This is a genomic window from Pseudomonas sp. FA-1 (assembly GCF_056856075.1).
Window position 1 is genome coordinate 474,297 of the sequence record NZ_JBWXTH010000001.1, and the last position, 22,095, is coordinate 496,391.

Annotated in this window: 22 protein-coding genes; 13 read left to right on the forward strand and 9 right to left on the reverse strand. The window is 64.8% G+C overall.

Going from position 1 to position 22,095, the window contains the following annotated elements; translation table 11 throughout:
* Positions 1-26 precede the first annotated feature (26 nt).
* Genes AC1MHZ_RS02165 through AC1MHZ_RS02175 form a run of 3 tightly spaced genes read left to right on the forward strand, consistent with a single transcriptional unit; the run spans position 27 to position 3,699 of the window.
* The gene (locus AC1MHZ_RS02165) at positions 27-1,841 is read left to right on the forward strand and encodes a sensor histidine kinase (RefSeq protein WP_084853707.1); all 1,815 of its coding nucleotides are present in this window, start codon (positions 27-29) and stop codon (positions 1,839-1,841) included.
* Positions 1,838-3,247: a sigma-54-dependent transcriptional regulator gene (locus AC1MHZ_RS02170; protein ID WP_084853705.1), complete on the forward strand. Its 1,410-nt coding sequence runs from the start codon at positions 1,838-1,840 to the stop codon at positions 3,245-3,247. Before AC1MHZ_RS02165 ends, AC1MHZ_RS02170 begins: the two co-directional genes overlap by 4 nt.
* Positions 3,244-3,699, forward strand: coding sequence for a thioesterase domain-containing protein (locus AC1MHZ_RS02175; RefSeq protein ID WP_084853704.1), 456 nt, complete (start codon positions 3,244-3,246; stop codon positions 3,697-3,699). The genes AC1MHZ_RS02170 and AC1MHZ_RS02175 overlap by 4 nt, the downstream gene beginning before the upstream one ends.
* Positions 3,700-3,782: 83 nt before the next feature.
* Here AC1MHZ_RS02175 and cysQ read toward each other — a convergent pair whose 3' ends face one another.
* Positions 3,783-4,613 (reverse strand): 3'(2'),5'-bisphosphate nucleotidase CysQ, encoded by an 831-nt coding sequence (cysQ, locus tag AC1MHZ_RS02180; RefSeq protein ID WP_368828781.1) that lies wholly within the window; start codon positions 4,611-4,613, stop codon positions 3,783-3,785.
* A complete protein-coding gene (gene nudE, locus AC1MHZ_RS02185; protein ID WP_084853701.1) occupies positions 4,610-5,176 on the reverse strand; it encodes an ADP compounds hydrolase NudE in 567 nt (188 codons plus the stop codon). Before nudE ends, cysQ begins: the two co-directional genes overlap by 4 nt.
* A 63-nt stretch (positions 5,177-5,239) precedes the next feature.
* On the opposite strand from nudE, the gene yrfG reads away from it, so the two are divergent.
* A complete protein-coding gene (yrfG, locus tag AC1MHZ_RS02190; RefSeq protein ID WP_084853699.1) occupies positions 5,240-5,902 on the forward strand; it encodes a GMP/IMP nucleotidase in 663 nt (220 codons plus the stop codon).
* Between the two features lie 135 nt (positions 5,903-6,037).
* Here the strand turns inward: yrfG and lysM are convergent, their stop codons facing one another.
* Positions 6,038-6,478, reverse strand: coding sequence for a peptidoglycan-binding protein LysM (lysM, locus tag AC1MHZ_RS02195; protein WP_224457320.1), 441 nt, complete (start codon positions 6,476-6,478; stop codon positions 6,038-6,040).
* Positions 6,479-6,653: 175 nt separating this feature from the next.
* On the opposite strand from lysM, the gene fdhD reads away from it, so the two are divergent.
* Both fdhD and AC1MHZ_RS02205 read left to right on the forward strand, forming a co-directional pair.
* Positions 6,654-7,496, forward strand: coding sequence for a formate dehydrogenase accessory sulfurtransferase FdhD (gene fdhD / locus AC1MHZ_RS02200; protein WP_084853696.1), 843 nt, complete (start codon positions 6,654-6,656; stop codon positions 7,494-7,496).
* 189 nt (positions 7,497-7,685) lie between these two features.
* A complete protein-coding gene (locus AC1MHZ_RS02205) occupies positions 7,686-8,177 on the forward strand; it encodes a glycine zipper domain-containing protein (RefSeq protein ID WP_084853694.1) in 492 nt (163 codons plus the stop codon).
* A gap of 74 nt (positions 8,178-8,251) precedes the next feature.
* On the opposite strand, the gene AC1MHZ_RS02210 is transcribed toward AC1MHZ_RS02205, so the two are convergent.
* The 3 genes from AC1MHZ_RS02210 to hslO form a co-directional block, all read right to left on the reverse strand.
* Positions 8,252-8,686, reverse strand: coding sequence for an acyl-CoA thioesterase (locus tag AC1MHZ_RS02210; protein WP_465001553.1), 435 nt, complete (start codon positions 8,684-8,686; stop codon positions 8,252-8,254).
* 156 nt (positions 8,687-8,842) lie between these two features.
* Positions 8,843-10,384, reverse strand: a complete 1,542-nt coding sequence (locus AC1MHZ_RS02215) for a phosphoenolpyruvate carboxykinase (protein ID WP_084853691.1) — start codon at positions 10,382-10,384, stop codon at positions 8,843-8,845.
* Between the two features lie 179 nt (positions 10,385-10,563).
* Entirely contained in the window at positions 10,564-11,463 is a 900-nt protein-coding gene (hslO, locus tag AC1MHZ_RS02220) for an Hsp33 family molecular chaperone HslO (RefSeq protein ID WP_084853690.1), read from the reverse strand.
* Between the two features lie 107 nt (positions 11,464-11,570).
* On the opposite strand from hslO, the gene AC1MHZ_RS02225 reads away from it, so the two are divergent.
* The gene (locus tag AC1MHZ_RS02225) at positions 11,571-12,371 is read left to right on the forward strand and encodes a phosphatase PAP2 family protein (protein ID WP_482965979.1); all 801 of its coding nucleotides are present in this window, start codon (positions 11,571-11,573) and stop codon (positions 12,369-12,371) included.
* Positions 12,372-12,488: 117 nt separating this feature from the next.
* Here the strand turns inward: AC1MHZ_RS02225 and AC1MHZ_RS02230 are convergent, their stop codons facing one another.
* Positions 12,489-12,890: an RNA-binding S4 domain-containing protein gene (locus tag AC1MHZ_RS02230; protein WP_084853686.1), complete on the reverse strand. Its 402-nt coding sequence runs from the start codon at positions 12,888-12,890 to the stop codon at positions 12,489-12,491.
* A 109-nt stretch (positions 12,891-12,999) separates the two neighbouring features.
* Here AC1MHZ_RS02230 and rimB point away from each other — a divergent pair, with 109 nt between their 5' ends.
* Together rimB and rimK are read left to right on the forward strand one after the other, a co-directional pair.
* Positions 13,000-13,482 (forward strand): retropepsin-like aspartic endopeptidase RimB, encoded by a 483-nt coding sequence (gene rimB / locus AC1MHZ_RS02235; protein WP_084853684.1) that lies wholly within the window; start codon positions 13,000-13,002, stop codon positions 13,480-13,482.
* The gene (gene rimK, locus AC1MHZ_RS02240) at positions 13,479-14,384 is read left to right on the forward strand and encodes a 30S ribosomal protein S6--L-glutamate ligase (protein WP_084853683.1); all 906 of its coding nucleotides are present in this window, start codon (positions 13,479-13,481) and stop codon (positions 14,382-14,384) included. The genes rimB and rimK overlap by 4 nt, the downstream gene beginning before the upstream one ends.
* Before the next feature lie 87 nt (positions 14,385-14,471).
* On the opposite strand, the gene AC1MHZ_RS02245 is transcribed toward rimK, so the two are convergent.
* Both AC1MHZ_RS02245 and ompR read right to left on the reverse strand, forming a co-directional pair.
* The gene (locus AC1MHZ_RS02245) at positions 14,472-15,785 is read right to left on the reverse strand and encodes an ATP-binding protein (protein WP_084853681.1); all 1,314 of its coding nucleotides are present in this window, start codon (positions 15,783-15,785) and stop codon (positions 14,472-14,474) included.
* Between the two features lie 124 nt (positions 15,786-15,909).
* Positions 15,910-16,650, reverse strand: a complete 741-nt coding sequence (gene ompR / locus AC1MHZ_RS02250) for an osmolarity response regulator transcription factor OmpR (protein ID WP_084853679.1) — start codon at positions 16,648-16,650, stop codon at positions 15,910-15,912.
* Between the two features lie 232 nt (positions 16,651-16,882).
* Between ompR and AC1MHZ_RS02255 the strand changes: the two genes are divergently transcribed.
* The 4 genes from AC1MHZ_RS02255 (at position 16,883) to AC1MHZ_RS02270 (ending at position 22,033) form a co-directional block, all read left to right on the forward strand.
* Positions 16,883-19,201, forward strand: coding sequence for a Tex family protein (locus AC1MHZ_RS02255; RefSeq protein WP_084853677.1), 2,319 nt, complete (start codon positions 16,883-16,885; stop codon positions 19,199-19,201).
* Positions 19,201-19,584, forward strand: coding sequence for a PaaI family thioesterase (locus AC1MHZ_RS02260; RefSeq protein ID WP_084853675.1), 384 nt, complete (start codon positions 19,201-19,203; stop codon positions 19,582-19,584). Before AC1MHZ_RS02255 ends, AC1MHZ_RS02260 begins: the two co-directional genes overlap by 1 nt.
* A gap of 245 nt (positions 19,585-19,829) precedes the next feature.
* On the forward strand, positions 19,830-21,407 hold the full coding sequence (gshA, locus tag AC1MHZ_RS02265; protein WP_482965980.1) for a glutamate--cysteine ligase: 1,578 nt from the start codon (positions 19,830-19,832) through the stop codon (positions 21,405-21,407).
* On the forward strand, positions 21,407-22,033 hold the full coding sequence (locus tag AC1MHZ_RS02270; protein WP_368828773.1) for a TetR/AcrR family transcriptional regulator: 627 nt from the start codon (positions 21,407-21,409) through the stop codon (positions 22,031-22,033). The genes gshA and AC1MHZ_RS02270 overlap by 1 nt, the downstream gene beginning before the upstream one ends.
* Positions 22,034-22,095: the final 62 nt, after the last annotated feature.

Consider the following 22,095-nt stretch of genomic DNA (forward strand, 5'->3'; position numbering starts at 1 on the left):
CGCCAGATCCTTCTGGCGCCCGATAGATGATTCAAACCCAAACGCCTCCACGACGCCCACGCTGGCGCAGCCTCGCCCTGCTGGCCCTGTGCCTGGCACCCCTGCTCTGGCCGCTGCATCACCTGGCCGAGCGCTACTACCAGGATGAGCTGGCCTCGCAGAATCGCCAGACCCTCGACCTCTATGTCGCCAACCTGCTGGGCACCCTGCACCGCTACGAGACCCTGCCGCGCATCCTCGGCGACCTGCCGGCCCTGCGCGGTGCGCTGCACGACCCGTTCAAGACCGAGGCGATCACCAACGCCAACCGCCTGCTCAAGGAAATCGCCAAGCAGACCGGCGCCGAGGTGATGTACCTGATGGATGTCAGCGGCAATACCCTGGCGGCGTCCAACTGGGACAAGCACGACAGCTTCGTGGGCCGCAACTTCGCCTTCCGCCCCTACTTCCTCGAAGCCATGGACGGGCGCCTGGGGCGCTTCTTCGGCCAGGGTACCACTTCGGCCAAGCGCGGCTACTTCTTCGCTGCGGCAGTGCATGACCGGGACAAGGTCGTGGGCGTGTTGGTGGTCAAGGTCGACCTCGACCACACCGAGACCCTGTGGGGGCGTACGCCCGAGCAACTGCTGCTGACCGACCAGAACGGCGTGGTGGTCCTGACCTCCCGCCCGGACTGGCGTTTCCGCGCCACCCGTGAGCTGACCCCGGCCGAGCGCGAGGCGATCGTCGCCATCCAGCCCTACCCGACCCAGGCGCCCCAGCCGCTGAATCTCAACCCCGCCGCCTGGCTGGTACAGACCCGCGACATCAAGGAAACCGGCTGGCAGGTCAGCATCCTGGCCCCGCGTATCCTGGTCGATCGCTCGGTACAGACGGTCATGGCCATCGGTGCCGGCGCCTTGCTGGTGCTGATGCTGCTGGCCGGCCTGGTGATGCAGCGTCGGCGCCACTACATCGACCGCATCGACTTCGAGGCGCGCGGGCGCCAGCAGCTTGAACAACGCGTCATGGAGCGCACCGCCGACCTCGAAGGCCTCAATACCCGGCTGAAGAAGGAAGTGCTCGAGCGCGAACAGGCCCAGCAGGAGCTGGTGCGCGCCCAGGATGAACTGGTCCAGGCGGGCAAGTTATCGGTGCTCGGCACCATGTCGGCGAGCATCAGCCATGAACTCAACCAGCCCCTGGCGGCGATCCGCAGCTATGCCGAGAACGCCGAGATCCTCCTGGACCACCAGCGCACCGAGGACGTACGCGGCAACCTCAAGCTGATCGGCGAGCTGACCGGTCGCATGGCCTCGATCATCACCCACCTGCGTGCCTTTGCCCGCCGCGACCAGCACGCGCCGGAAAGCGTGGCCCTGCAGCCGGCGCTGGACGACGCCCTGGCGCTGCTGGCCAAGCGCCGCCGGGCCATGGCCGTGGAGCTGGTACGCGACCTGCCCGAGGCCACACTCTGGGTGCAGGCCGGCGAAACGCGCCTGCGCCAGGTACTTGGCAACCTGTTGGCCAACGCCCTCGACGCACTCACCGAAAAAGCCAACCCACGCAAGCTATGGCTCAGTGCCGAACGCCAGGATGACTGCGTCTACCTGTACATTCGCGACAATGGCCCGGGTTTCAGCCGCCAGGCCCTGGAGCATGCCAAGGAGCCCTTCTTCACCACCAAGACCCGCACCCAGGGCCTGGGGTTGGGGCTGGCCATCTGCGAAAGCCTGATGCATGCCCTGGGCGGCGAGCTGCTGCTGGGTAACCACCCGGAAGGCGGCGCCCTGCTGACCCTGCGACTGCGCGTGGCCAAGCCCGGCGCCAACCTGCAATCTTCGGAGGACCCCTCGGCATGACGACCGAGACACAGATCGACAGCCGCACCCAGGTCATCCTGGTGGACGACGATCCGCACCTGCGCCAGGCCCTGGGCCAGACCCTGGACCTGGCCGGGCTCAAGGTCGTGGCCCTGGCCGATGCCCAGGGGCTGGCCGAGCGCATCGAACCGGACTGGCCCGGCGTGGTGGTCAGCGACATCCGCATGCCCGGCATCGATGGCCTGCAACTGCTGGAGCAACTGCACGGACGCGACAACGAACTGCCGGTGCTGCTGATCACCGGCCACGGCGATGTACCGCTGGCCGTGCAGGCCATGCGCGCCGGCGCCTATGACTTCCTGGAAAAACCCTTCGCCAGCGATGCCTTGCTCGACAGCGTGCGCCGCGCCTTGGCCCTGCGCCGCCTGGTGCTGGACAACCGCAGCCTGCGCCTGGCCCTGAGCGACCGCCAGGAGCTGTCCGCGCGCCTGGTCGGCCAGTCGCCGGCCATGCAGCGCCTGCGCGAGCAGATCGGCGCCCTGGCTGCGACCCGCGCCGACGTGCTGATCCTTGGCGAAACCGGTGCCGGCAAAGAAGTCGTGGCCCGCGCCCTGCACGACCTGTCGAGCCGTCGCGACGGCCCGTTCGTGGCGATCAATGCCGGCGCGCTGGCCGAGTCGGTGGTCGAAAGCGAACTGTTCGGCCATGAGCCGGGCGCCTTTACCGGGGCGCAGAAGCGCCGTATCGGCAAGTTCGAGTTCGCCAACGGGGGCACGCTGTTCCTCGACGAAATCGAAAGCATGAGCCTGGATGTACAGGTCAAGCTGCTGCGCCTTCTGCAGGAGCGCGTGGTGGAGCGCCTGGGCGGCAACCAGCTGATCCCGCTGGATATCCGTATCATCGCCGCCACCAAGGAAGACCTGCGCCAGGCCGCCGACCAAGGGCGCTTCCGCGCCGACCTGTACTACCGCCTGAACGTGGCCCCCCTGCGCATCCCGCCCCTGCGCGAGCGCGGCGACGATATCCTGGTGCTGTTCCAGCATTTCGCCGATGCCGCCAGCCAGCGCCATGGCCTGCCGGCCAACCATCTGCAACCCGCCCATCGCGCCCTGCTGCTGCGCCACGACTGGCCAGGCAATGTGCGCGAGCTGCAGAACGCCGCCGAACGCTTCGCCCTGGGCCTGGAGCTGGCCCTCGATGGCCAGGCGCCTGCTGCCCCCGCCACCGCCGACCCTGTGCGCACCGGCAACCTCAGCGAACAGGTCGAGCATTTCGAGCGCTCGCTGATCGCTGCCGAACTGGCTCAGCCGCACAGCTCCATGCGCAGCCTGGCCGAAGCCCTCGGCATTCCGCGCAAGACCCTGCACGACAAGCTGCGCAAGCACGGCCTGAGCTTCGCCGACAGCGCCAGCGGGCAAGACGACCCGGAGGACAACCGCCCATGACCAGCGACAGCCAGTACCTGCAGTCCGTACTGCATAACGACATCCCCCTGACCCGCGAGATGGGCATGGCCGTCATCGACTGGCACGACCAGCGCCTGCGCCTGCAGTTGCCGCTGGCGCCCAACGTCAACCACAAGAGCACCATGTTCGGCGGCAGCCTGTATTGCGCCGCAGTGCTGGTGGGCTGGGGCTGGTTGCACCTGCGTCTGCGCGAACTGGGTATCGACGATGGGCATATCGTCATCCAGGAAGGCCAGATCAGCTATCCGCTACCGGTCACCGGGGCGGCTGTCGCCAGTTGCCCGGCGCCTGACGAGAAGACCTGGGAGCGCTTCCTGGCGATGTACCAGCGCCGAGGGCGGGCGCGGCTGACCCTCGAGACGGTGGTGTGCAATGCTGGCAGTGACGCGCCTGCCGTGAAATTCAGCGGGCAGTACGTGTTGCATCGCTGACATAGGGGGCCGCTTCGCGCCCCTTTCGCGGGACAGGTGGGAGCTGGCGGAGCCTGCGATGGGCCGCACAGCGCCCCGCCAACTCAACCGATCGCAGCGGCCAACTGCAACAGTGCCGCACGCCACGGCGCCGCAGCCGGCAAGGCGAGGAAGAACGGGTTGAGCAACGATTCACGCGCCGGATAGCGGAACGGCGCGCCATCAAGGCCGATCACCTCGCCCCCAGCGCCTTCGAGCACGCCCTGGGCGGCGGCAGTATCCCATTGAGACGTCGGCGCCAGCCGTGGATAGCAATCGGCGGCCCCTTCGGCCAGCAGGCAGAACTTCAGCGAGCTGCCCACGTTGGCCAGCTCCAGCTCCCCGACCGCACTGCCCAACCCACCCAGCAACGCCTCCTGCTGCGGGCTGGAATGCCGTTTGCTGGCCACAACGGTGAAACGCCCTTCCTCTGGCGGTTGACGGCGCACCTGGATCGGCTCGGCCTCGGCGCCCGCTTGCGCGCGCCATGCACCCAACTGGCGGCCGCCGAAATAACAGCAGCCGTTGGTCGGCATCGACACCACGCCGAACACTACCTCGCCGTGCTCGATCAAGGCGATGTTGACCGTGAACTCCTCGCTGCCAGCGATGAACTCCTTGGTGCCGTCCAGGGGGTCGACCAACCACCAGCGTGTCCAGGCCCGGCGCTCGCCCAGAGCGATGTCGCAGTCTTCTTCGGACAGGACCGGGATGTGCGGCGCCAAGGCCTGCAAGCCATCGGCGATCACCCGGTGGGCAGCGAGGTCGGCCGCGGTCACCGGCGAATCGTCCGCCTTGTTGGTCACCGCCACATTGGCACGCCAGAACGGCAGGATCGCCTCGCCAGCCAGGCGGGCCAGCTTTACCACTTCGAGCATCAGCTGCTGGTCGTTCATGCGCTCAACTGCCCCCGCTGGATCAGCAGGTCACGGGCCAGGTACAGCGCCGCCAGGGCCCGGCCTTCGGAAAACTGCGGGTGCATGGCCAGGGCCGACAGCTCGCGCAGGTTGACCTTGTCCACACGCATCGGCTCGGGCTCGTCACCCTCGAGGCGTTCTTCATAAAGGTCGGTGGCCAGCACCACCTGGATCTTCTGGCTCATGTAGCCAGGCGAGAGCGACAGCTCGGTCAGGTGCTCCAGCTGGTGCGCGCCGAAACCCGCCTCCTCCTTGAGCTCACGGTTGGCGGCCGCCAGCACGTCCTCCCCCGGCTCGATCAGGCCCTTGGGCAACGACAATTCATATTCGTCGGTGCCGCCGCAGTACTCCTCCACCAGTACCGCATGCTCGGCGTCGAGCATCGCCACCACCATCACCGCACCATAGCCGTTACCGCGGCCAACCAGGCGCTCGTAGGTCCGCTCGGTGCCGTTGGAAAAGCGCAACTGCACGGCTTCGACGCGGAACAGGCGGCTGCTGGCGACGATTTCGCGAGCGAGTACGGTGGGTTTCTGGCGCATGGGGCGGCTCCTTGGCGTGAACGGGTTACTATACCGTGGCTTGCCGACCGATGAGAGTTTCCCATGCCTGTTCTTCCCTGGTCCGCCATCGATACCGTCCTGCTGGACATGGATGGCACCCTGCTCGACCTGCACTACGACAACCAGTTCTGGCTGGAACACCTGCCCCAGCGCTATGCCGAGCTGCACGGCATCAGCCGGGCCATGGCGGAGCTGGAGCTGCAGCCATTGTTCGAGCGCAACGCCGGTACCCTGAACTGGTACTGCCTGGACTTCTGGAGCCGCGAGCTGAAGCTGCCGATCCGCGAGCTCAAGCAGGAAATCGCCGACCTGATCGCCCTGCGCCCGGATGCCGACACCTTCCTCGAGGCGCTGCGCAAGGCCAACAAACGGGTGATATTGATCACCAACGCCCACCGCGACTCGCTGTCGCTGAAGCTGGAGCGGGTGGAGCTGGCGCCGTACTTCGAGCGGCTGATCAGCTCCCATGACTATGGTTACCCGAAGGAAAGCGCGCAGTTCTGGGATGCGCTGCAGGCGGATATCGGCTTCGAGCCCGCGCGCAGCCTGTTCATCGACGATACCCTGGCGATTCTGCGCAGTGCACGGCGCTTTGGTGTGCAGCACTTGCTGGCGGTGCGCGAACCCGACAGCAAGGCGGGACCACGCGATACCCAGGAGTTCGCGGCGGTGGAGGATTACCGGGCGTTGCTGGCGGGACTGTGAGAAGGATTCGCGGATAAACCCGCTCCCGTAGGGGCCACCGTCACACCAATTGCCTTGCAACGGGCACGAGAGAATGCTGCCCCTATGGGTGCGGGCTTGTCCCGCGCTAGGGCCGGTACAGGTTACGGCATAGGGTCAGTCAGGAATACGCAGCACCTGCCCCGGGTAGATCTTGTCCGGGTGCTTGAGCATCGGCTTGTTGGCCTCGAAGATCTTGTTGTACTGGTTGGCATCGCCGTACTCGGCCTTGGCGATGGCACTGAGGGTGTCGCCCTTTTTCACCGTGACGAAGCGCGCTGCCTGGGCCACCGGCCCGGTGACGGTGATCTGGTCATCCACCGTGGCGACGCCGTCGATGTTGCCCGCAGCCAGGATGATCTTTTCCTTCTCCTCCTGGCTGGCAACCTCGCCCTTGAGAATGATCTTGTCGCCCTCGACCGTGGCGGAAATGTTCGGGTTGCCCAGGCCAACGCTTTCCACATGCTTCTTGAGTTGCTCCTCGGCATTGGCGTTACCGGGTGTCAGCAGGTCGATCAGCTTTTCGCCGGCTTCCTTCACGAAACTGAACAGGCTCATGTCACACTCCTTGATGGTGAATTCCAGGAAGCAGGAGTCTAGGACAGCTTTGCCCACTCTGCCGCCCGGAAACCGATCAACCTGCTCTATCACGGCATAGAACCTGGCAACTGGACGCCACTGCCCCAGGGGCATAGGCTTGTGCCGTAACAAAAGCCGCCGGTGATCCGCCCTGATGAACAGCAAACCCCCGGTCTGCGCGGCGTCCCTGCCTGCTGCCCTGCCGGCCGCCAGCAATACCTACGACTACGTGCAGCTCACCGATGGTGCAGCAGACTCGACCCCGCTCGCCGAGGAAGTCGCCCTGGCCATCGCCTACAACGGCCTGAACCAGGCGGTGATGCTGGTCAGCCCCACCGACCTGGAAGACTTCGCGGTCGGCTTCAGTGTCGGCAGCGGCATTGTCGAAAGCACCGATGAAATCTATGACGTGAAGCTGTCCGGCAGCGGCTCGGCCTTGTATGCGGACCTGGAGATCTCCAGCCGTGCGTTCTGGAACCTGAAGAACCAGCGCCGCCAGTTGGCCGGCACCAGCGGTTGCGGCCTGTGTGGCGTCGAAGCCCTGGAGCAGGCGTTGCCGGAGCTGGCCGAACTGCCCGGTGCACCGCTGCCGCCAGCCCAATGGCTGGCCGGCCTTCGCCAACGCATCGATGCCTACCAACCGTTGGGACAGCATTGCGGCGCGGTGCATGCCGCCCTGTTCATGGACCGACAAGGCCAACTGCTCATGGGCCGCGAAGATATCGGCCGGCACAATGCCCTGGACAAGCTGATCGGCGCCCTGCTGCGCCAGCGCATCGACACCGACGGCGGCCTGGCCATCGTCACCAGCCGCTGCAGCCTGGAACTGATCCAGAAAGTGTTGCGTGCCGGCATCCAGACCCTGGTCAGCCTCTCGGCCCCTACCGGCCTGGCGCTGCAATGGGCGCGCAAACACAACCTCAACCTGATCCACCTGCCCAAGCACAGCCCGCCGCGCGTGTTCAGCCCGGTCATGGAGGCTGGCAAACAGCCATGAAAAAAGCCCTGTCCGGGGTGGGCAGGGCTTGGTTTCAAATAGCTCAGACACGCGAAAATGAAGAAAGTTCCATATAGAAAACAATAAGTTAGAGAATTGTGTACAACTCGTGCTACTCGTCGGATTTCAATTGCCAGACGCCTCGCCGAGCCTCACATTCGCCTCGTCATCCCTATGAGGCTCTCTTGAATGAAGAAGTACTCCTCGATTCTGTTGTTGTCCTTCAGCCTGCTCAGCGGCGTTGCCATGGCAGGCGGCAATACCGAGGCCGGCATTGGCGGCGCATTGGGTGGGGTACTCGGCTCCGTAGTGGGCAACTCCATCGGTGGTAGCACCGGCGGCGCCATTGGTGCCGGCCTGGGCGGCGCGGCCGGCGGTGCCCTGGGTGCCGACAAGCGCCAGCGCGGTGAGGCCGCCATCGGTGGCGCTCTGGGCGCTGCCGGCGGTAACGTGGTCGGTCGTTCGATGGGGGGCACCACCGGTAGCCACATTGGTGCAGCCGCAGGCGGTGGCGTCGGTGGTGCGCTGGGTAACTACCTGGGCAACAGGGCCGACGAAGACGATTGGGACGATCGTCGCCGTTATCGTCGCGACTATGATGGCCGCCGCCACTGGGACCGCGGCCACCACTACGGCCACCGCAAGCACAAGCACAAGCGCCACTGGCGTTATGACGACTGATCGCTGAACAGCTCAGTCCACAAGAAGGCCCTGCCCTGACCGGCAGGGCCTTTTCGTTTGCGGTGGGTCGATGATCAGCCGTTGAGCTGCAGGCCCGCCAGGGTCATGCGCAATGTATCGGCCAAGGCCACCGGCTGGCCCGACGCACGCTCCACGAACACCTGCACCAAGGTACCCGCCGCCAGGGCCTGCGCCTCGCCGGGGCGAAACAGCGCCAGGCGGTATTCCACGGTACTGCCCGCCAGGCGCGCCACGCCCAGGCCCACTTCCAGCACATCAGGAAACCCTGGCAGGGCATAGAACTGCGCCGCCGAACTGATCACCACCCCAGCCAGCTCGCCGTCACGCAGGTCCAGCTCGGCCTGCTCCACGAGGAACGCCTGCAGCGCCGTCTCGAAGTAGCCATGCACCGTGGCGCCAGCGATGTGGCCATTGAGGTCGTTATCCTGCGGGCGGGTGAGGATGGGATGGAAATGGTTGAAATGGCTGCGCTGAGGGGATTCGGTCATAGGTTACCCAGGCTTGGTTACCCAAAGTGAAGAAAGCATCGTGCCGGGCCAAGGAGTGGCGGCCCGACCTAGCTTCAGCGACCTTACCATTGCACTCGTATCGGATACAAAAAAGCCGCCCCGAAGGGCGGCTTCTTGATCCGTGCCGGCTACAGCTTACAGCTGCGGGCCTGCGGCCTTGATGGCCTCGGAGACATCGAACTTCTGGAAGTTCTCGATGAACAGCTTGGCCAAGCCCTTGGCGGCTTCGTCGTAGGCAGCCGGGTCAGCCCAGGTGTTGCGCGGGTTGAGCAGGACGGTTTCGACGCCCGGCACGGCCTTCGGCACGTCCAGGTTGATGATGTCCAGGTGCTCGGTCTCGGCACCGACCAAGGCACCGCTCTGGATCGCGGCGATCACGGCACGGGTGGTCGGGATGCTGAAGCGCTTGCCAACGCCGTAGCCACCACCGGTCCAGCCGGTGTTGACCAGATAGACCTTGGAGCCGAAGCCCTTGATGCGCTTGATCAGCAGCTCGGCATATTCGCCGGCCGGGCGCGGGAAGAACGGGGCGCCGAAGCAGGTGGAGAAGGTCGACTTGATGCCGCCGCCCGAGCCCATTTCGGTGGAGCCGACCAGCGCGGTGTAGCCGGACAGGAAGTGGTAGGCCGCCTGCTCGTTGTTCAGGATCGACACAGGAGGCAGTACGCCGGTCAGGTCGCAAGTCAGGAAGATGACCGCATTCGGCTCGCCGCCCAGGTTCTTCTCGGAACGCTTCTCGACGTGCTCCAGCGGGTAGGCGGCGCGGCTGTTCTGGGTCAGGCTGCCGTCGGCGTAGTCGGCGTGCTTGGCGTCGTCGAGCACGACGTTCTCCAGCACCGCGCCATGCTTGATGGCTTTCCAGATGACCGGTTCGTTCTTCTCGGACAGGTCGATGCACTTGGCGTAGCAGCCGCCTTCGATGTTGAAGACCACGCCCTCGCCCCAACCGTGCTCGTCGTCACCGATCAGGTAGCGGCTTTCGTCGGCCGACAGGGTGGTCTTGCCAGTGCCGGACAGGCCGAAGAACAGGGTCACGTCGCCCGCTTCGCCGATGTTGGCCGCGCAGTGCATCGGCAGCACGTCGGCAGCTGGCAGCAGGAAGTTCTGCACGGAGAACATGGCTTTCTTCATTTCACCGGCATAGCGCATGCCGGCGATCAGCACCTTCTTCTGGGCGAAGTTGATGATGACGCAGCCGTCGGAGTTGGTACCGTCGCGCTCGGGGACACATTCGAAGTTGGCGACGTTCAGGACCTGCCACTCTTCACGGCCTGCCGGATTGTACTGGGCCGGGTTGATGAACAGGCAACGGCCGAACAGGTTCTGCCAGGCAGTCTGGGTGGTCATCTTGACTGCCAGGTAGTGCTCGGCGGCAGCGCCTACGTGAACGTGGGAAACGAAGTGTTCCTGGGCGTTGTTGAACGCCTCGACGCGGGCCCACAGGGCATCGAACTTGTCAGCCGGGAACTTGCGGTTGATCGGCCCCCAGGCGATGGCGGAGGAAGTGCTGGGCTCGTCGACGATGAAACGGTCTGCCGGCGAACGACCGGTACGGTGACCGGTTTTCACGACCAGCGCGCCAGTATCGGCCAGCTCGCCTTCACCGCGGGACAGCGCTTCTTTTACCAGTTCATCGACGGTCAGGTCGGTGTACACGGTGTTGTTGGCTTGCGTCATGAGATACCCCATCCGGCCCGAGGCCGAGTGCTCCAAACGTTTTGTAGTCGTCTGTTTTAAACTACTACAGCGAAAAAAGTGGCCGGATTATGCCAGAAAAGCCCAAAAAAAGTAGGCCCCTCCTGTCAGAACTGCGCTTTTGCGCAATTCGACAGGAGATTTCCCTGTAGTTAAACGTTTCAGTGCTGAGTATCTGACGGGAGCTCGGTGCCGCCACCGGCAAACAATTGCGCCACATCGCTCGTATCGAAGAAATAGCGTTCGTTGCAGAACTGGCAATCGATCTCGACCTTGCCGCCGCATTCCTCGACCAGCGCCTTGGCATCCTGCTCGCCGAGGCTGACCAGGGCGTTGCCGGAGCGCTCGCGCGAGCAGCTGCAGCGGAAGCGCAGCGGCTGGATGTCGAACAGGCGCACGGCATCTTCGTGGTAGAGGCGATGCAGCAGCGTTTCGTTGTCCAGCGGCCACTCTTCAGGCTTCAACGTGCTGGCCAGGGCTACCACATGCTGCCAGCTTTCCTCACGTTCTTCGTCGTCAGGCTGGCGGTCGCGGGGCAGTTGCTGCAGTAGCAGGCCACGCGCCTTGCCGCCCTCGGCGTTGAGCCAGAAGCGGGTGTTGAGCTGCTGCGACTGCACGAAGTAGTTGGTGAAGCATTCGGACAGGTTGATGCCATCGAGGTCGACGGTACCTTGGTAGCGTTGGCCTTTGACCGGGTCGATGGTCAAGGTCAGGTGGCCGTCGGGCATCAGCTGGGCCAGGGTCGCGTCAGCAGGAATCTGATCTTCCTCGTAGCGTGCCATGCCACGGATATCACGTTCGCCCGAGCATTCCACCATCAACAGGGGGATAGGGCCGGCCGAACGCGCCTGGAGAATCAGCAGGCCATCGAACTTGAGCGCACCTACCAGCAAGGCGGTAGCGGCCATCAGCTCGCCGAGCAGCGAGGCGACTGGTTGCGGGTATGGATGACGGGCCAGGACGTCGGCATAGCTCTGGTCGAGCGCCACCCACTCGCCGCGGATATCGCGGTCGTCGAAGATGAAACGCTGGGTGAAATCGGTATCGGGCAAATCGCTCATAGGTTCTGGCTATCTGAAAATGATGACAAAATGATTACAAGGGTTTACGAGGCCCTGTTGGAGAGCATTCACGAGATGCTCGAACCCGCTGGTAATAGAGGTATTTTATGGACAATCGACCACTGTTCCAAGCAAGGTGGTCCTGGGGACCCTTGCTGGCCTGCACCTTGATGTCTGTTGCATTACTGTGTTTCTGGTTATGGCCCTTTGGCCAGATCTTGTGCCTGACTTTCGACGAATGGCTGTTCCACAGCCTCAATGCACCGCTGGCCGACAACACGGCCTGGCGCTATATCTGGACCGTCGGCAGCCTGCGCCCATTCGATATCGTCGTTGGCCTCATCCTGCTGGCCCTATTGATCCGCGGCAATTGGGTGTTCAAAGCGGGTCAGGTACGCGAAGCCTTCCTGGGCTTTCTCGTCACGCTGATTCTCTTAGTGGTGATTCGTGCGCTGTTTTCCAAGTGGGTGGCGATCATGGGCTGGCAACATAACAGCCCGTCGATGGTCTTCGACAACGTCGTGCACCTGAGCGACTACTACCCGAACCTGGAAGCGAAATGGGAACTCAAGGACCGCTCCAGCCAAAGTTTTCCGGGTGACCACGCCTCGGTGCTGCTGATCTGGGCGCTGTTCATGAACCTGTTCAGCCGCGGCTTGGTGCAGCGCCTGGCAATCTGGGGGCTGGCGCTGCTGTTCATGCTGCCGCGCCTGGTGGCAGGCGCTCATTGGGGGCAGGACGACTATATCGGCGGGCTGCTGATGGCGCTGCTGGCGTTGGCTTGGAGCTGCTATACACCGCTGGTGGCCAAGGCCAGCGCAGCGCTGCTGCGCTGGACCGCGCCGTTGTTCGGGGTGTTGGCGCGGTTGCCGCTGGTTGGGCGGATGAGCGTCATACGCAGTGCCTGATCGACCCGGGGCTGCTTCGCAGCCCAATCGCGGGACAAGCCCGCTCCTACAGGGGCACTGCTGCCCTCAGCCACGCTGACAATCTGTGGGAGCGGGCTTGCCCCGCGATTGGGCCTTTCAGTCGTAACTGCCCTGCAACTGGTGAATCTGCCGCCGCTGCTTCTTGGTCGGGCGCCCGTCGGTGGTGACGCCCATGGCCCCGGCCTTGCGCATCTCGGCGGCCTGCTCACGCTTGCGCACGCTCTCCTGGGTTTCCTCGTACAGCGCCTGCGCCTGCGGCGCGCCACGGCGCACGTCGGAAAGCGCCTTAACCACCACGGTGCGCTCGTCGAAGCCTGTACGCAGCACGAATTCATCGCCGACCCGCGGCTCCTTGCCCGGCTTGCAGCGCTCGCCCCGGCAGTGCACCTTGCCACTTTCGATCGCTGCCTTGGCCAAGGCGCGGGTCTTGTAGAACCGCGCCGCCCACAGCCATTTGTCCAGGCGGACCTTGTCGTCTTCTTCCGGCTTGTGTGCCATTGCACTACCTCAAATTCTGTCTTTAACGGAACTGTACTACCGTAACTTGCGGATGCAAAAAGTCCGCGCCGTGCTTACAGTTCACCACCTCATCCGCAGGGTGTGTTTCGTGAAGACATTTGACCATCTGACTGTGATCGGCCTGCGCGAGTGGGTCGCCCTACCCGACCTCGGCTTGGCCGGCCTGCGCGCCAAGATCGATACCGGCGCCAGCACCTCCAGCCTGCATGCCACCGACGTGGAACCGTTCGAGCGCGACGGCCAGCCCTGGGTACGTTTCACCGCCCACCTGGGCTCGGTAGTGCAGCTGCGCCATCGCCGCTGCGAGGCGCCGCTGGTCACGATGAAAACCATCAAGAGCTCCAACGGCCAGGCCCAGGTCCGCTATGTGATCCGCACACCGCTGGCGTTGGGCGACCGGGTCTGGGAGGTGGAGTTCACCCTGGCCTGTCGCAAGAACATGCGCTACCGGTTGCTGCTGGGTTCCAAGGCGCTGATCCACGGCCAACTGGTGGTCAACCCAGGCGTGAAGTACGTCCAGGACAAACCGGCCTTCCCGGCCACCCTTTCCCCTGTTACAGGTGCTGCATGAAGATCGCTGTGCTATCGCGCAACCCGCGTCTGTATTCCACCCGCCGTCTGGTCGAAGCCGGTACCCAGCGCGGTCATGAAATGGTGGTGATCGATACCTTGCGTGCGTACATGAACATCGCCAGCCACAAGCCACAGATCCACTACCGTGGCAAACCGCTGGAAGGCTTCGATGCGGTGATCCCGCGCATCGGCGCATCGGTCACCTTCTACGGCTGCGCGGTGCTGCGCCAGTTCGAGATGATGGGGGTCTACCCGCTCAATGAGTCGGTGGCCATCGCCCGCTCGCGGGACAAGCTGCGCTCGCTGCAGTTGCTGTCGCGACGTGGCGTCGGCCTGCCGATCACAGGCTTCGCCCATTCGCCGGACGACATTCCCGACCTGATCCAGATGGTCAACGGCGCACCGCTGGTGATCAAGGTGCTCGAAGGCACCCAAGGCATCGGCGTGGTGCTGTGCGAAACCACCAAGGCCGCCGAGTCGGTGATCGAGGCCTTCATGGGCCTGAAGCAGAACATCATGGTCCAGGAATACATCAAGGAAGCGGGCGGTGCCGATATCCGCTGCTTCGTCGTCGGCGACAAAGTCATCGCCTCGATGAAGCGCCAGGCCAAGCCTGGCGAGTTCCGCTCCAACCTGCACCGCGGCGGTGTCGCCAGCCTGATCAAGATCACGCCGGAGGAGCGCATGACCGCCATTCGCGCGGCCAAGGTGATGGGCCTGAGCGTGGCCGGCGTGGATATCCTGCGCTCCAATCATGGGCCGCTGGTGATGGAGGTGAACTCATCGCCTGGGCTGGAAGGCATCGAAGTCACCACCGGCAAGGACGTGGCCGGGATGATCATCGGGCATCTGGAGAAGAACGGCGGGCCCAACCAGACCCGGACCAAGGGTAAGGGGTAACCCCCAATCGCCGGCGAGCCGGCTCCCATAAGAGGCCTTGCGCCATCCCTGCGGGAGCCGGCTAGCCGGCGATTGGGTGTGTATAGATCAAACGGCATTACGCGGCAGCAACAACCCCAACGGCAACCTCACCCGCGCCTCGATCCCGCCACCCGACCGGTTGCGCAGCTCCACATTCCCACCATGCTGCGCCGCGATTCGCTTGACGATCGCCAACCCCAGGCCGGTGCCCTTGCCACCGCGGGCACGGTCCCCACGGATGAACGGGTTGAAGATGGTCTCCAGCTCCGACTCGTCGATCCCTGCCCCACGATCCAGCACACTGAGCACCACATAGGGCGCACTCTGGTCGCCAGATACATAGGCCGCCACCTCGACGCCCTTGCCGGCATGGTGCAGGGCGTTGCCGATCAGGTTGCCCAGCATGCGCTTGAGCGACACCCGGCGCAGCGGGAATGGCGGGATCGGCTCCAGGCACAGCCGCACCCGCTCCTCGGGCTGGTTGTACGGCGCCACCACTTCGCGCACCAGGTCGCCCAGGTCGGCTTCCTCCACCGGCTCGTCGCGGCCATCACGGATGAACGCCAGGAACTGGTCGAGAATGGCGTCCATGTCCTCGATATCGCGGACCATGTCATCGGTCAGCTCGCTGTCGTTGGCCAACAGCGACAGCGACAGGCGCAAGCGGGTCAGCGGTGTGCGCAGGTCATGGGAGACCCCCGCCAACATCAGTTCACGCTCGCGCCCGGCCTGCTCGACATCCTCGGCCATCTGGTTGAATGCCCGGTACACCTCGGTCATTTCGCTTGGTGTATCGCTGATTGGCAGACGCACGCTGCGCCCCTGGCCCAGTTGCCGGGCGGCGAACACCAGGCGCTTGAGAGGCTGGTTGAGCTGGCGCACGAAGATCCATGCCGAAGCGGTGGACAACAGGCCGATGGCCAGGAACCAACCCAGCACGTTCCAGATCTTCTGCCCGCGCAGCGGGTGCGGGTACAGCGGAACCTTCAGCCAGCCCGGGCCCAGGCTGGGCGCGTTGACCCACAAGGCAGGTGGTGCATGGATGCGCAGGCGTACTTCGGTATCCTCGCCCAGCTCGGCCTGCATCTGGCGCTGGTAGATCTCGCTGTAGGGCCAGTGCTGCTCGCCCTCGGGCACGCCAGCGCCGGTCACCCGGATCAGGCCGGCGGCTTCGGCGATCTTCTCACGGTTTTCCTCGTCGGCCGCCCAGTAGGCGCGCAGCGTCAGCGCCACGCCATGGCTGTACTGGCGATCGACCAGCACATCCTCGTTCATCAACAGGTACACCAAGGTCAGTGCCTTGGAAAACAGGACGACGATCAACACCAGCCACAGGGTGCGGGCGAAGAAGCTTTGTGGGAACCAAAGGGGCGTTTTCATCTGGACAACTACTGCGCTGCGGTCGCGGGCGAAGGCTCGCCGGGCTGCAAGCCTGCCTCAGACGCAAACAGGGCGACCCATTCGGGTCGCCCTGCCGCGTGCTGGCAAGCCTGCAGGCTGAAGGTCATTTGCTGGTGTTTCCGTCCGGCACGAAGACGTAGCCTACGCCCCACACGGTCTGAATGTAGCGCGGTTTGGAGGGGTCTGGCTCGATCATGCGGCGCAGGCGCGAGATCTGCACGTCGATGGAACGCTCCAGGGCATCCCACTCGCGGCCACGGGCCAGGTTCATCAGCTTGTCGCGGGTCAGCGGCTCGCGGGCATGCATCACCAGGGCCTTGAGCACGGCGAATTCGCCGGTGGTGAGCATATGGACTTCTTCGCCGCGCTTGAGCTCGCGGGTGGCCAGCGACAGCTCGTAGTCGCCGAACGTGACGGTCTCCTCCTCGCTGCCGGGCGCACCCGGTACCGAGGGTGCCTGACGACGCAGCACGGCCTTGACCCGTGCGACCAGTTCATCAGGGTTGAACGGTTTGCCGAGGTAGTCGTCGGCGCCCAGCTCCAGGCCCTTGATGCGGCTGAGTTCGTCGCCCTTGGCGGTGAGCATGATGATCGGGATCTGGTTGTTCGCCGCACGCAGGCGCTTGCAGGCTGCCAGGCCATCCTCGCCGGGCAGCATGAGGTCGAGCACCACCAGGTTGAAGACTTCACGCGACAGCAGGCGGTCCATTTGCTCGGTATTGGGCACCGTGCGGGCGCGGTAGCCCTTGCTGGTGAAAAAACGCTCCAGCAGGCTGCTCAGCCCCGGATCGTCATCGACGATGAGAATCTTGTCGCCTTCGGCGGTGTTTGCGGTGCTGGTCATGAAAAACTCCTTTGGTATCGCCGCGCATTATGGCGTAGCCACTGCCATGCGTGCCGTGTGCATTGTTAGCAGATTTTTCCCCTGGCGCCAGTTCCCATCCGGCCCGCGCTGGCCCGGCGCCATCACCGCAAGCCCGGCACGATGGGTATAATGCGCCGCTTTCATCCAGCGCCGCCGGGCCTGCACGCCCCCTTCGCGGCCTCCAGCATTCTCAATTTGTCAGGTGGTTCTCATGGATAGCATCAACAGCCGTATCGCCGAGGAACTGGGCGTTCGCCCACAGCAGGTCGAGGCGGCCGTGGCCCTGTTGGACGAAGGCTCGACGGTGCCTTTCATCGCCCGTTACCGCAAGGAGGTGACCGGCAGCCTGGACGACACCCAGCTGCGTCACCTGGAGGAACGCCTGCGCTACCTGCGCGAGCTCGACGAGCGGCGTGCCAGCATCCTGGCCAGCATCGAAGAGCAGGGCAAGCTGACCCCGGAGCTGGCCCGCGAAATCAAGCTCGCCGACACCAAGACCCGTCTGGAAGACCTTTATCTTCCCTACAAACAGAAGCGCCGCACCAAAGGCCAGATCGCCCTGGAAGCCGGCCTGGGCGAGCTGGCCGACGGCCTGCTCGGCGACCCACAACTGACCCCGGAGACCGAAGCGGCGCGTTTCGTCGATGCCGAAAAAGGCGTGGCCGACGTCAAGGCCGCGCTGGAGGGCGCCAAGTACATCCTCATGGAGCGCTTCGCCGAGGACGCCGCCCTGCTCGACAAGCTGCGTGGCTTCCTCAAGCAGGAGTCGGTACTCAGCGCCCGCGTGGTGGCGGGCAAGGAAGAGGAAGGCGCCAAGTTCCGCGACTACTTCGCCCATGACGAATTGCTGCGCAACGTACCCTCGCACCGCGCCCTGGCGATCTTCCGGGGCCGCAACGAAGGCGTGCTCAGCGCATCCTTGAAGGTGGGCGAAGAGCTGCCAGGCACCCTGCACCCGTGCGAGCTGATGATCGCCAGCCACTTCGGCCTGGACAACCGCAACCGCCCGGCCGACAAATGGCTGGCCGAAGTGGTGCGCTGGACCTGGAAGGTCAAGCTGTACACCCACCTGGAAACCGACCTGTTCGGCGAACTGCGCGACAACGCCGAAGGCGAGGCGATCAACGTCTTCGCCCATAACCTGCACGACCTGCTGCTGGCCGCCCCGGCCGGCCCGCGCGCCACCCTGGGCTTCGACCCGGGCCTGCGCACCGGCTGCAAGGTCGCCGTGGTCGACGCCACCGGCAAGCTGCTGGATCACACCACGGTGTACCCGCACGCGCCGAAGAACGACTGGGACCGCACCATTTCCATCCTCGCGGCCCTGTGCGCCAAGCACTCGGTGGAGCTGATCGCCATCGGCAACGGCACTGCCAGCCGCGAAAGCGACAAGCTGGTGACCGAACTGGTCAAGAAATACCCAGCCCTGAAGATCACCAAGATCATGGTCTCCGAGGCCGGCGCATCGGTGTATTCGGCCTCTGAACTGGCCGCCCGTGAGTTCCCGGACCTGGACGTTTCGATCCGTGGCGCCGTGTCCATCGCCCGCCGGCTGCAGGACCCGCTGGCCGAGCTGGTGAAGATCGACCCTAAATCCATCGGCGTCGGCCAGTACCAGCACGACGTCTCCCAGGTGAAGCTGGCCCGCGGCCTGGACGCCGTGGTCGAGGACTGTGTGAACGCCGTGGGCGTAGACGTCAACACCGCCTCGGTGGCCCTGCTGACTCGCATTTCCGGCCTCAACGCGACCCTGGCCCAGAACATCGTCGCCCACCGCGACGCCAATGGCCCGTTCGCCACCCGCGCGGCGCTGAAGAAGGTCAGCCGCCTGGGCGAGAAAACCTTCGAACAGGCCGCAGGCTTCCTGCGGGTGATGAACGGCGACAACCCGTTGGACGCCTCGGCGGTGCACCCTGAGGCCTACCCGCTGGTGCAGCGCATCGCCGCCGATACCGGCCGCGACATCCGTTCCTTGATCGGTGACAGCAGCTTCCTCAAGCGCCTGGACCCGAAGAAGTTCACCGACGAGACCTTCGGCCTGCCGACCGTCACGGACATCCTCCAGGAACTGGACAAGCCTGGCCGCGACCCACGTCCCGAGTTCAAGACCGCCACGTTCCAGGACGGCGTCGAGGACCTCAAGGACCTGCAGCCGGGCATGATCCTCGAAGGCGTAGTGACCAACGTCACCAACTTTGGCGCCTTCGTCGACATCGGTGTGCACCAGGACGGCTTGGTACATATCTCGGCGCTCTCGGAGAAGTTCGTCAAGGACCCCCGCGAGGCGGTCAAGGCAGGCGATGTGGTCAAGGTGAAGGTCATGGAAGTGGACATTCCGCGCAAGCGCGTGGGCCTGTCCATGCGTATGGGCGATACCCCAGGCGAGAAGGTCGATGGCAACCGGGGCGGCAACCGGGGCAGCGGTAACCGTCCGCAGCAGGCGCCGCGCCAGCGCGAAACCGCCGCGGCGCCGGCCAACAACGCCATGGCAGCCCTGTTCGCCAATGCCAAGCAACTGAAGAAGAAGTGATGGACGTTCCGGCCGAATACGTCGAAAGCGCCTTCAGCCAGCTCCTGGGCTGCCGCCTGCAACGCTTGGAAACAGGCGTGGCCGAGGTGGCCCTGGCACTCGAGCCGCACCTGCGCAACCGCGGCCAGAAGCTGCATGGCGGGGCGATCTTCAGCCTGGTGGACATCGCCATGGGTCTGGCCTGCTCGGCCAGCCATGGCTTCGACCAGCAGAGCGTGACGATCGAATGCAAGATCAACTACCTGCGAGCCGTGAGCGACGGCGAAGTCGTGTGCACGGCACGTGTGCTGCACGCCGGGCGCCGCACCCTCGTGGTCGACGCCGACGTATTCCAGGGCGACAAGCTCGTGGCCAAGGCGCAGGGAACCTTCGCGGTTCTCTAGCTCATCGCGCCTTATCTGCGGTATTTTCGACAGCAATGGAAACCTGGGGCCGCTGCGCGCCCCATCGCGGGGCAAGCCCGCTCCTACGACGGTGTGGGGGCGGGCTTGCAGTGCGATGCAGCGCACGGCGGCTCGAGGCTGGAACCGCGTAAACCAGGCGACAACGCCAGTTCCTTTGTCCCTACCCTTGTAGACCGTCATCTCTACCCCCATATTGGGGCGACTGACGCGTGAAGGAATCCATCTTGAGCGAACTCCTCAACCGCCGCCTGAGCCTGCTCGGCGCCAATCTCCCTCTGCTCAAGCAGTGCCTGCACGGTATTGAGCGCGAATGCCTGCGCGTGACCGACGAAGGTCGCCTGGCCCAGACCCCGCACCCCGAAGCCCTGGGTTCGGCGCTGACCAATGAGCAGATCACCACGGATTATTCCGAGTCGCTGCTGGAGTTCATCACCCCAGCCCTGGCGGACCCGGCCCAAGTGCTCGAGAGCCTCGACCAGATCCACCGTTTCGTCTACACCAAGCTTGGCGACGAATACCTGTGGAGCCCCTCGATGCCCTGCGCGCTGCCGGCCGAGGAGGATATCCCGATCGCCGAATACGGCAGCTCCAACATCGGCAAGCTCAAGCATGTCTATCGCAAGGGCCTGGCCCTGCGCTACGGCCGCACCATGCAATGCATCGCCGGTATCCACTACAACTTCTCCCTGCCCGAGGCGCTGTGGCCATTGCTGCGCGAAGCCGAAGGCAGCGAGCAGAACGACCGCGACTTCCAGTCGGCGGCGTACATCGCGCTGATCCGCAACTTCCGCCGCTACAGCTGGCTGCTGATGTACCTGTTCGGCGCATCGCCGGCACTGGACAAAGGCTTCCTGCGCGGCCACCCGCACCAGCTCGAGGAGCTGGACGCCGAGACCCTGTACCTGCCCTACGCCACCAGCCTGCGCATGAGCGACCTGGGCTACCAGAGCAACGCCCAGGCGGGCCTGACGCCGTGCTACAACGACCTGGCCAGCTACACCGACAGCCTGCGCAAGGCGGTAGGCACGCCCTACCCGCCCTATGTGGAAATCGGCACCCACAAGGATGGCGAGTGGGTGCAACTGAACACCAACATCCTGCAGATCGAGAACGAGTACTACTCGAACATCCGGCCCAAGCGCGTCACCTACACCGGCGAGCGGCCGATCCAGGCACTGATGTCCCGTGGTGTGCAGTACGTCGAAGTACGCTGCCTGGACATCAACCCGTTCCTGCCGGTGGGCATCGACCTGCCCCAGGCGCGTTTCCTCGACGCCTTCCTGCTGTTCTGCGCACTCGATGACAGCCCGCAGCTGGGCAGTGGCGAATGCGGCCAGTGCACCAGCAACTTCCTCACCGTGGTCAAGGAAGGCCGTCGCCCCGGCCTGGAACTGCGCCGCGATGGTCAACCGATCGGCCTGCGCGACTGGGCCAGCGAGCTGATCACCCGCATCGCGCCACTGGCCGAACTGCTCGACCGCGCCCAGGGTGGCGACGAGCACGCCAAGGCGCTGGCCGCGCAGCAGGCGAAGGTCGACGACGCCTCGCTGACGCCGTCGGCCCAGGTACTGGCGCGCATGACCGAGCACGACGAGTCCTTCGTCCAGTTCGCGCTGCGCCAGAGCCGCCTGCACGCCGAGACCTTCCGTGAGCAGGCGCTGGATATCGAACGCCAACAGGCCTTCGAGGCCCTGGCGCGCGAATCGCTGGCCGAGCAATCGCGTCTGGAACAGCAGGAAGTCGGTGACTTCGACCTGTTCGTCGGCGCCTACCAGGCCAGTATCCTGGCGATCAGCAACTGATGAGCCGCACCGCCAGCCCGCGCAAGCCCCGCGCCAGCAGCCAGGCCAGGATCGACGCGATCCTGGCGGCGGCGCGTGAGCTGCTGGCCGACCAGGGCGTGGCAGGCCTGTCGATCTACAGCGTGGCCGAGCGGGCGCAGATTCCCCCCTCGTCGGTATATCACTTCTTCGCCAGCGTCCCGGCGCTGCTCGAAGCCCTGACCGCCGATGTGCACCTGGCCTTTCGCGAAGCGCTCTGCGCGCCGATCGACAGCTCGGCACTGAGCACCTGGCACGACCTCTCGCGGCTGGTCGAACAACGCATGCTGGATATCTATAACGAGGACGCCGCAGCGCGCCAGCTGATCCTGGCCCAGCACGGGTTGAGCGAAGTGGTCCAGGCCGACCGCCTGCACGACATGGAGCTGGGCGAGCTGATGCACAAGCTGTTCGACCAGCACTTCCAGCTGCCGGCGATGCCGACGGATGTGGATGTGTTCGCGCTGGCCATGGAGTTGAGCGACCGGGTCTATGCACGGTCGGTGCAGTTGCACGAGGCGATCACCCCGCGCATGGCCGAAGAGGGCAAGCGGGTGTTCGAGGCGTACCTGGGGCTGTACTTGCCGCCATTCCTGCCCAAGCGCTGATCGGTGCATATGTAACACCTGTCGATGCCTGCACTCGCTGAAATAGTGGCTCCCCATGCCAC

Bases quoted from the DNA above. Each gene is read 5' to 3' on its own strand.
- AC1MHZ_RS02205 (WP_084853694.1), top strand. From the start codon at position 7,686: ATGAAGAAGTACTCCTCGATTCTGTTGTTGTCCTTCAGCCTGCTCAGC.
- nudE (WP_084853701.1), bottom strand. From the start codon at position 5,176: ATGCGCCAGAAACCCACCGTACTCGCTCGCGAAATCGTCGCCAGCAGC.
- AC1MHZ_RS02230 (WP_084853686.1), bottom strand. From the start codon at position 12,890: ATGGCACACAAGCCGGAAGAAGACGACAAGGTCCGCCTGGACAAATGG.
- AC1MHZ_RS02175 (WP_084853704.1), top strand. From the start codon at position 3,244: ATGACCAGCGACAGCCAGTACCTGCAGTCCGTACTGCATAACGACATC.
- AC1MHZ_RS02215 (WP_084853691.1), bottom strand. From the start codon at position 10,384: ATGACGCAAGCCAACAACACCGTGTACACCGACCTGACCGTCGATGAA.
- AC1MHZ_RS02270 (WP_368828773.1), top strand. From the start codon at position 21,407: ATGAGCCGCACCGCCAGCCCGCGCAAGCCCCGCGCCAGCAGCCAGGCC.
- AC1MHZ_RS02165 (WP_084853707.1), top strand. From the start codon at position 27: ATGATTCAAACCCAAACGCCTCCACGACGCCCACGCTGGCGCAGCCTC.
- ompR (WP_084853679.1), bottom strand. From the start codon at position 16,650: ATGACCAGCACCGCAAACACCGCCGAAGGCGACAAGATTCTCATCGTC.
- lysM (WP_224457320.1), bottom strand. From the start codon at position 6,478: ATGAGCCTGTTCAGTTTCGTGAAGGAAGCCGGCGAAAAGCTGATCGAC.
- AC1MHZ_RS02225 (WP_482965979.1), top strand. From the start codon at position 11,571: ATGGACAATCGACCACTGTTCCAAGCAAGGTGGTCCTGGGGACCCTTG.
- AC1MHZ_RS02245 (WP_084853681.1), bottom strand. From the start codon at position 15,785: ATGAAAACGCCCCTTTGGTTCCCACAAAGCTTCTTCGCCCGCACCCTG.
- hslO (WP_084853690.1), bottom strand. From the start codon at position 11,463: ATGAGCGATTTGCCCGATACCGATTTCACCCAGCGTTTCATCTTCGAC.
- rimK (WP_084853683.1), top strand. From the start codon at position 13,479: ATGAAGATCGCTGTGCTATCGCGCAACCCGCGTCTGTATTCCACCCGC.
- AC1MHZ_RS02260 (WP_084853675.1), top strand. From the start codon at position 19,201: ATGGACGTTCCGGCCGAATACGTCGAAAGCGCCTTCAGCCAGCTCCTG.
- fdhD (WP_084853696.1), top strand. From the start codon at position 6,654: ATGAACAGCAAACCCCCGGTCTGCGCGGCGTCCCTGCCTGCTGCCCTG.
- cysQ (WP_368828781.1), bottom strand. From the start codon at position 4,613: ATGAACGACCAGCAGCTGATGCTCGAAGTGGTAAAGCTGGCCCGCCTG.
- AC1MHZ_RS02255 (WP_084853677.1), top strand. From the start codon at position 16,883: ATGGATAGCATCAACAGCCGTATCGCCGAGGAACTGGGCGTTCGCCCA.
- yrfG (WP_084853699.1), top strand. From the start codon at position 5,240: ATGCCTGTTCTTCCCTGGTCCGCCATCGATACCGTCCTGCTGGACATG.
- AC1MHZ_RS02170 (WP_084853705.1), top strand. From the start codon at position 1,838: ATGACGACCGAGACACAGATCGACAGCCGCACCCAGGTCATCCTGGTG.
- AC1MHZ_RS02210 (WP_465001553.1), bottom strand. From the start codon at position 8,686: ATGACCGAATCCCCTCAGCGCAGCCATTTCAACCATTTCCATCCCATC.